12 protein-coding genes are annotated in these 7,450 nt (G+C 61.0%); 9 read left to right on the plus strand and 3 right to left on the minus strand.

Translation table 11 applies throughout. The annotated features are described in order from the left end of the window. The 6 genes from M3498_15600 to M3498_15625 all read left to right on the plus strand — a co-directional run. The coding region (locus M3498_15600) for a glycosyltransferase (GenBank protein ID MDQ3460704.1) at window positions 1-455 on the plus strand (455 nt) is incomplete at its 5' end. 387 nt (window positions 456-842) lie between these two features. Next, window positions 843-1,112: a hypothetical protein gene (locus M3498_15605; protein MDQ3460705.1), complete on the plus strand. Its 270-nt coding sequence runs from the start codon at window positions 843-845 to the stop codon at window positions 1,110-1,112. Between the two features lie 23 nt (window positions 1,113-1,135). Then, window positions 1,136-1,354: a hypothetical protein gene (locus tag M3498_15610; protein ID MDQ3460706.1), complete on the plus strand. Its 219-nt coding sequence runs from the start codon at window positions 1,136-1,138 to the stop codon at window positions 1,352-1,354. Between the two features lie 2 nt (window positions 1,355-1,356). Then, window positions 1,357-1,620, plus strand: coding sequence for a type II toxin-antitoxin system RelE/ParE family toxin (locus M3498_15615; protein ID MDQ3460707.1), 264 nt, complete (start codon window positions 1,357-1,359; stop codon window positions 1,618-1,620). A gap of 208 nt (window positions 1,621-1,828) precedes the next feature. Then, window positions 1,829-2,212, plus strand: a complete 384-nt coding sequence (locus M3498_15620; GenBank protein MDQ3460708.1) for a helix-turn-helix transcriptional regulator — start codon at window positions 1,829-1,831, stop codon at window positions 2,210-2,212. Continuing rightward, window positions 2,209-2,634 carry a PIN domain-containing protein gene (locus M3498_15625; GenBank protein MDQ3460709.1) on the plus strand — a complete coding sequence of 142 codons (426 nt, stop codon included), beginning with the start codon at window positions 2,209-2,211 and terminating at the stop codon, window positions 2,632-2,634. The genes M3498_15620 and M3498_15625 overlap by 4 nt, the downstream gene beginning before the upstream one ends. Before the next feature lie 57 nt (window positions 2,635-2,691). Here M3498_15625 and M3498_15630 read toward each other — a convergent pair whose 3' ends face one another. Then, window positions 2,692-2,955, minus strand: coding sequence for a type II toxin-antitoxin system PemK/MazF family toxin (locus M3498_15630; GenBank protein ID MDQ3460710.1), 264 nt, complete (start codon window positions 2,953-2,955; stop codon window positions 2,692-2,694). Window positions 2,956-3,200: 245 nt separating this feature from the next. Between M3498_15630 and wbaP the strand changes: the two genes are divergently transcribed. Beyond that, window positions 3,201-4,646, plus strand: coding sequence for an undecaprenyl-phosphate galactose phosphotransferase WbaP (gene wbaP, locus M3498_15635; GenBank protein ID MDQ3460711.1), 1,446 nt, complete (start codon window positions 3,201-3,203; stop codon window positions 4,644-4,646). 35 nt (window positions 4,647-4,681) lie between these two features. On the opposite strand, the gene M3498_15640 is transcribed toward wbaP, so the two are convergent. Next, window positions 4,682-5,791 carry a glycosyltransferase family 4 protein gene (locus M3498_15640; protein MDQ3460712.1) on the minus strand — a complete coding sequence of 370 codons (1,110 nt, stop codon included), beginning with the start codon at window positions 5,789-5,791 and terminating at the stop codon, window positions 4,682-4,684. A gap of 538 nt (window positions 5,792-6,329) precedes the next feature. Here M3498_15640 and M3498_15645 point away from each other — a divergent pair. Both M3498_15645 and M3498_15650 read left to right on the plus strand, forming a co-directional pair. Next, a complete protein-coding gene (locus tag M3498_15645) occupies window positions 6,330-6,500 on the plus strand; it encodes a hypothetical protein (protein ID MDQ3460713.1) in 171 nt (56 codons plus the stop codon). Further along, window positions 6,481-6,885 (plus strand): PIN domain-containing protein, encoded by a 405-nt coding sequence (locus M3498_15650; GenBank protein MDQ3460714.1) that lies wholly within the window; start codon window positions 6,481-6,483, stop codon window positions 6,883-6,885. The genes M3498_15645 and M3498_15650 overlap by 20 nt, the downstream gene beginning before the upstream one ends. Before the next feature lie 263 nt (window positions 6,886-7,148). Here the strand turns inward: M3498_15650 and M3498_15655 are convergent. Continuing rightward, window positions 7,149-7,450: nucleotidyltransferase substrate binding protein (locus M3498_15655; GenBank protein ID MDQ3460715.1), on the minus strand; the 302-nt coding region annotated here is incomplete at its 5' end.

Consider the following 7,450-nt stretch of genomic DNA (forward strand, 5'->3'; position numbering starts at 1 on the left):
CGCTTTCACAAACCTTGGGACTGACGGAATATATTGAGTTTACAGGCAGGATCCCGGATAAGGAATTGATAGAGCGAATCTCTTCTTGCGATGTCTGTGTCAATCCTGATCCAAAAACTCCCTACAATGACCTTTCAACCATGAACAAGATCTTGGAATATATGGCCTTGGGCAAACCTATCGTACAGTTTGATGTCATAGAAGGACGCCTCTCTGCCGAAGATGCCTCGCTTTATGCAAAGGCCGATGATGAGATTGATTTTGCCCACAAAATCCTCGAGCTGCTGGAAGATCCTCAACAAAGACAAAGAATGGGTGAACGAGGAAGAGCACGAATGGAAGAGATTTTAGAGTGGCGACATCAGAAATCCAAGCTGTTGCAGGCATACAGTCGTGTCATTCAGGTGGCCGGCGGCAAAACTCCAAAGGGTCGCAATGCAGCCCCCATTGAGTAGAACCGACTTTCCGCCCCCTGTTCACGAATTCTGTTAATTTAAGCCATTTGGCGAAAACGCCGCCCTGGACACTGCTTATCATGATGACTGTTTCCACTTGAATAGTGAATTGTCTCACTCTACGGCCTAAGAAAAATGGTTTGGCTTCCCAGCGAACTTGCCTCGAGATTATTCGCCTCAACGGAGAAATGAAATTTACCCGTCAGGGACGTGAAATGAAAATTCCTAAATCTCGCAGAGGGGGGCGGAAAGTCGGCTTTTTCTTGTCTTCTTGAGATAGGCGCGGTAGCATGGGCGCATGGACATCGACCGCAAGCTCGCCAGGAGATCGAGCACCATCTGAAACGCGCTCGTATCAGCCGGCAGGAGCTGGCACGGAACCTGGGCGTGAGCCCGCAATACCTCTCCGACGTGATGACGGGCAGGCGCGGCAAGCTCCCCAAGAGCCTCGCCGGCATGCTCGAGGCGCTGGACCTCGAGATCACCCTCACGCCAAGAGAAAAACCACCTCGCGATGCCGACCTTCCGGCGCTCATCCGGGCGGTCGGCGATCTCAAGGTGCATCAGGAGCGGGGAAAACCCCAGGGCGCGCGGGTGCGGCTCGAGGCTGCTGTCATGGTTGCCCCTGTCGCCAAACATGGCAGGTGTCAAACCTAAAGTACACTGGATTGGAGGATGACATGGCCGATACGGTCGCGGAAATGACCAGAGAGGAACTCGAAGAGCTCATCGAAGCCGCGGTCGAGCAAAAGCTGCTTGAACTGCTGGGTGATCCTGACGAGGGGCTCGAGCTTCACGAGGTTGTGCGCCAAAGGCTCGTAGAACAAAAGCGTACTGTTGCCTCAGGCGAACGTGGAGCAGCTTTTGAGGACGTGGTACGGGATCTTGGCTTGGACTGAGCGTGTATAGCGTTCGTATCCTGGACGCCGCGAGCCAGGAACTGGCCAAGCTGGACAAATCTGTAGCCCGTCGTATCATCAAGAGGGTCAACTGGTTAGCCGGGCATGTAGAGGATATAAAACCAGAGGTTCTGACGGGTGGTTTGGCACATCTCTTTAAGCTGCGCGTGGGTGACTACCGGGTCCTCTACCAGATCCTTGAAGATGAGCAGCGTATCGTGATTCATAAAGTCGGTCACCGTCGCAACGTTTACAGAATGCGCTAACCAGCGATTGCCTCACGCTTCTCCTGGTCCGGCAGCTACATGTCGACAACCCCGTCCGTGATCCTGTACCTCGAGCCCTTCCCTGGCTCGAGGCGCTGTCATTGACCCTGTCGCCGAACATGGCAGGTGTCGAACCTAACAGGCCGGCAGCTACAGGCCGATGTGGTACGGGCCGATGTGGTACAGGCCGACGTGGTAGAGTGACGGCATGATGACGAAATGGAAGCTGAAAGAATTTCTCGACGCTCACGGCGTAACGGCCTACGCCCTCTCCCAAAAGGTGAAGGGAGAGGTATCCCGCAACTCGATCTACAACATGCTCAAGGAGAGACCGAGGGGGGTGTACCTCGCCACCTTGGACGCCATCATTCCAGCGCTGCGGGAACTGACCGGCAAGCCCGTCGGGGTAGCGGACCTGTTCGAAGTCGACGAGGGGCTCAACCGCTCAGGGGAGCGCTCACCCTCCTACCTGGCGCTCGCGGGCATGATAGATGACCAGGAGAGCCCAGGGAATGTGAGCACCCACCACGATGCTTACTTGGGCGAGGCGCTCGAGGAGAAACACCTGAGGGCCGCCAAGGACAAGCGTTGACCGCTAGGCGGCGCTCTAAAGCGATCTATCTGGACACCGGCCCGCTCTACGCGCTAGCCGACAAGCGAGACCAACACCATCCGCGGGCCCTGAGCATCTTCGCGTCTCTGGAAAAAGCAGGCGTGCCCCTGAGCTGCCCCATAAGCAACCTGCTCGAGCTCCACACCTTGACGCTCAGGCGCAAGCTGAAGAACGCTGCCGCTATCGCCCAGGTGGCGTTCGAGAATTACGGTCCGGTCTATCCGCAGGCAGCCGACATGCAGGCCGCGCTCGAGGCGGTAGCGAAGTTCAACGATCAGCGCGTGACTTTGGCTGACGCGGTGCTGGCCGGCATGGCGAGGCGTGCCGGCGCTCAGGTCTTCACCTTCGACGAGCGGCACTTCGCTCTCCTGAGCGCCGAGGTGTACCAGGCTTCAGCCTGAGCTCTTGCAGAGCGCGGATGCCGCTCTGGCTACCGAGGCTCTACGGATAGTGAGCTGTTAGATCATCTCCCTGAAGCCGAGAGCAAACTCGAGCGCCTCTTCGATCTCCTGCATGCGCTCTGGGGAGAGGGTGGCGACGAGGTCGCCGAGGTTCGCCTTGGGAACGGTCTGAAGACTGTGCAGATTGACCGCGCAGAGCTTGAAGAGCCCGTCATCCTCACCGACGACGACTTCCGAGGGCACGTCGCGGATGGTGGAGGTGATGGGCGCCACCGTGAGGGCGTCAAGGACGCCGATGCTGGTGTTGCGAGTGAGGATCAAGACGGGTCTTCGCTTGTCAGGGGCTTTGAAGCTGTACCACCTGACAAGGACGTTATTGTGAGCATTCTAGAAGCCCGCTCCTTTGCCCCGGCACTTCTGGTGCCCTGCGCTTCTGGAACCGAGGCGCTATGAATTGGGTACAATGGCCCGGTGGAAAGAGCGCACCCGCCAAGCCGAACCCGGTCGAGCCGAACCCGGTCGTCAGCGGCCTCTGAAGAAAAGTCCGTGGAAGAAAAGTCTGGGGCATGAGCGTGCAGGCCGCTCGCCTCCCGGCCTCTACGGAGGCTCACTTCCGGGAGAGGAAGTGGGTTCCCTGGCTGCTGGTCGCCGGCGACATCGTGGCGCTGCAGCTGGCGGTCTATCTCGGCTATCTAGCCCGCCTGCTGCTGGCTCCCCTGCTGCCGGTGAGGTTCGAGCTGGGGGACCTTCAGGGCTTGTTTTTGAGCATGCTGCTGTTCCCCGCCGGCTACTACCTGGCGGGTCTCTACCCGAGCTACGGCATGAGCCCGGTCGAGCGGCTCCGACGCCACTCCTATGTCACCCTGATCGGCTTTGCGATCTTGCTCGCCTGGGGGGACCTGTTCGCTCAGCAGGACTGGCCCAGGGGGGTGATCCTCTTCGCCCTGGTCTTTGCGCTGGTTTTGCCCTTGCTCGGCAAGCTCCTGCTGCGGAAGTGGCTCGCCCGGCGGGGCTGCTGGGGGCTTCCGGTGGTCATTTTGGGCGCGGCGCGCACCGGCAGGCTGGTCAGCCAATCGCTCAACCGCCAGCGCACGCTCGGCTTCATACCCGTGGCCTATCTCGACGACGACCCCGCCAAATGGGGGCGGGAGGTCGAGGGCCTCCCGGTGCTCGGGCCGCTCTCGGAGAGCCGCACGCTGTCGCGCCGCGTGCGCGTCGCCGTGCTCGCCATGCCCGGCACGGGTCACGAGCGCCTGGTCCAGCTTATCCGCCGCCTTACCTTCTCCCGCCTCATCCTGGTCCCCGACCTCTTCAACCTGCAGAGCTTGTGGGTGTCTTCTATCGACATGAGCGGGATCCTGGGTCTCGAGATCAAGCGGAACCTGCTGCAAAAGCACAACCGCGTCCTAAAGCGCGGCATCGACTATCTGCTCAGCGTGCCCGTAGCGCTCGTCAGCCTGCCGCTCATCGCCTTTTTCGCGGTCTGGATCAAGCTGGTCAGCCCGGGGCCGGCGTTTTACACGCAGGCTCGAGAGGGCTACAAGGGCAAGGAGATCTGGATTTGGAAGCTGCGCACCATGCACTTGGACGCCGAAGAGCGGCTGCAGCAGCCGCTCGCGGGCGATCCGGCGGCGGAAGAGGCGTGGCGGCGCTTTTACAAGCTCAAGAACGACCCGCGCATCCTCCCCGGCGTCGGCCGGCTTTTGCGCAAGACCAGCCTCGACGAGCTGCCGCAGGTCCTGAACGTCTTGCGCGGTGAGATGAGCCTGGTGGGGCCGCGGCCCTTTCCCTACTACCACCTCGAGCGGTTCAGCCCCGAGTTCAGGGAGTTCAGGCGCAGCGTGATGCCGGGGGTGACCGGCCTGTGGCAGGTGTCGGAACGCAGCGAGGGCGACCTCGAGGTCCAGGAGACGCTCGACAGCTACTACGTGCGCAACTGGTCGCTGTGGCTCGACATCTACCTGCTGCTGCGCACCGTCCTGGCCGTGCTCGCCGCCAAGGGCGCGTACTGACCCTGTAGCGACGAGACAATCCTCAGTTGCAAAGCCTACTTCTTCAACGCCACCTTGTCTCGGGATGCGAGCCTCAACCTGCCGACCCCTCTGTCGACCGCCTCGACCCGCTCGACCCGCTCGACCCTCACAACGGTGTAGTGGTGCCACAGCAGGAAGAGCGCCATGAGCACGACCGATACCGCGGGCAGCAAAGCCGCGGGCCAGCGCCAGGCCAGGTAGGCCAGCAGCACCAGCACGCCGTCGATGAGCAGGACGCACGAGGTGACCTGAAGGTGGCTGTAGCCGCGCTGGACCGCCCGCTGGTAAGCGTGGGAGCAGTGGGCCTCGAGCCAGTTCTCCCGTTTGGCGATGCGGTAGAGCAGGGTCGCCGTGGCGTCGACGATAAAGGGCGCCAGCAGCAGGATCCAGAGCAGCAGGGGCATCATGCCGCGGCCTTCCGTGTAGAGGGCCAAAGCGGCGAAGACGAAGCCGAGCAGGCCGCTGCCCACGTCGCCCATGAAAATCTTGGCGGGGGGCCAGTTCCAGTACAAGAAGCCTGCCGTCGCCGCGGTGAGCGTCCAGCAGGCCAGGGCCAGTGGCCAGTAGCCCGCGGCGAGCAGGAGGCTACCGGCGGCAAGCGACACCACCACCGCCTGACCGGCGGCCAGCCCGTCGATGCCGTCCATGAAGTTGTAGAGGTTGATGAGCCAGATGACGCCCAGCCAGGCCAGCAAGGAGCCCAAAACGCCTAGCGGCAGGGTGGCCACACCCAGCTCGACTTGTCCCAGCCCGCCCAGCCAGAAGACGACCCAGGCGGCCGCCAGCGCGTGAACCGCCAGGCGCAGCCTGTACACGACGTCGTAGCGGTCGTCCAGCCAGCCGATGGCAACGATCAGCGCGCCACCTCCCAGCAGCGCGACCCATAGCGCCCGGCTCTCAGGCAGCAGCCAGAAAAACACGGTGCAGGAGCCGAGAAAGATCAGCCCGAAGGAGAGACCCCCGCCTCTTGGCGTGGCTTTTATGTGGGAGCTTCGGCCGTTGGGAATGTCCAGGATACCCGCGTCTCGAGCGTAGCACCATATCCGGCCCGTCAGCCAGTAGCCGAGGCCCAGCGCGACAGTGATAAAAAACGCATAGGTTATCGAGGTAGGCGCTACAAGCATGGGGCAATCCCCTCGCTCTCTCTCGTTTCCTCGGTCGTCCTTTCGCCCGGCCACCTGGCAGCGCGCTTAGCGGCTACGGCAAGCGGCGACGCTGCGTTATGGAGCGCCGCTTGCCCGCGTCGCCTCGGTCTTTTCATGTCCCAGCACCGTCCTCTAGTCATGTGGCGCCCTTTCCAAAGCCGGCACCCCTCGAACCGCCAAGCTATAAGGCATTATGGACAAGGGCTGGGGCAGGTTTTCCGCAAGCGTCACACCGCAGCGGATAAGCCGCCATGCCTTGAGGAACAGGCGCAAGCTGAAGAACGACGCCGAGGTTCAAGTCGGAGGTCCGGCGGGCGAGGTCCGGCGCGCATGTAAACACAACATATAAAGCGCTCCAAAACGTCCTGTTTGCTGCCGTAGAGGTAGATGCTCAGGTTGCGTTCAGCCAGCGCCTTTGTCACGCGCAGCGTGAGCTCTGGGCCATAGACGCGATCCGGCAGCTTGACGCCGTGCAACCATTAATGCCGCGCTATACTTAACTCTGGAGGTCAGGCCCGTGGCAAAGAGCGTGAAGGAGAAACCAGTCAAGCCGAAGGGTGCGCGGATGGTCAAAAAACCTGCGGTTCGCACCTTGGCGGACCTGGCAGGGTTTATCGAGGATGACTTGCAAAGCACCGAGATTAAACGCTATCTGAGGAGCGCGTTTGGTGGTTATCATCGCGGATAGTGGGGCTGTTTATGGCTTCTTCAATCACAAAGACGAGCACCATGCTCAGTTACGAGTGCTGTTCGAGCGGGAGAGGAACATCCTCATCCCAACGGCTGTGTTGGCAGAAATAGCCTATTTGCTTGAAACCCGAGTCGGAACTAAAGCACTCGAGATTTTCCTCAAGGCTATTGAAAACCGTCTCCTCTTATTGGCCGGCAGCGAAGCCGACATCAGACGCATCAGAGAGCTGGTTGTGAAATATGGCGACTTGCCTTTGGGTTTTGCCGACGCAGCAGTTATTGCACTGGCAGAGCGTGAGGGTGGCCGCGTCGCCACAACGGACCGCCGTCACTTCACCATCGTCAAGGCCAAGAGGCCGCTCAAGCTTTTGCCTGAACCGTGACTCGGCCTCACCGCATAAACCCGGAAACTTCGTCGGCAAATGGAGGACTCCACCAGCGGCACTGGGATGCTCTACCGCTGCCACACCGCAGAAGCCAGGTTGCCCATGAAGACCACATGCCGCGCGCTTTCCGGCCCGCCGGTAGCGGCAGGCCCTGGCGGCAGAGCAGAGGGCTCGAGGCTGCTGTCATGGTTGCCCCTGTCGCCAAATGATGAGCATCTTCGCGTCTCTGGAAAAATCAAGCGTGCCCCCTTGAGTAGATGTCAGGTCTCGCCCCGCAAAGAACGCTGCAACTCCTGAAACGCCACATGAAAGTGGGGCAGCTCAAGGTAGAGAGCTTCGGCGTGTTCCTGCCGGTAGACATGCACGGCCAGATTGCGCGCCCTGACGATCGCCGCCCAGACCTCCTCATCGCCGATCCAGCCGAGGGTGAAGGCTTGCTGGAACGCCTGGCGGGGACTGTTCGCCTCCAGCCCCTGCTCACGAACGAGACGCTGGCACAGCTTCCAGGCGACTTCGAAGGTCAGTTCGAAGCGCAAGATGGCCGAGTCGCGGACGATGTCGC

This window comes from Deinococcota bacterium (genome assembly GCA_030858465.1).
Taxonomy (GTDB): Bacteria; Deinococcota; Deinococci; order Deinococcales; family Trueperaceae; genus JALZLY01.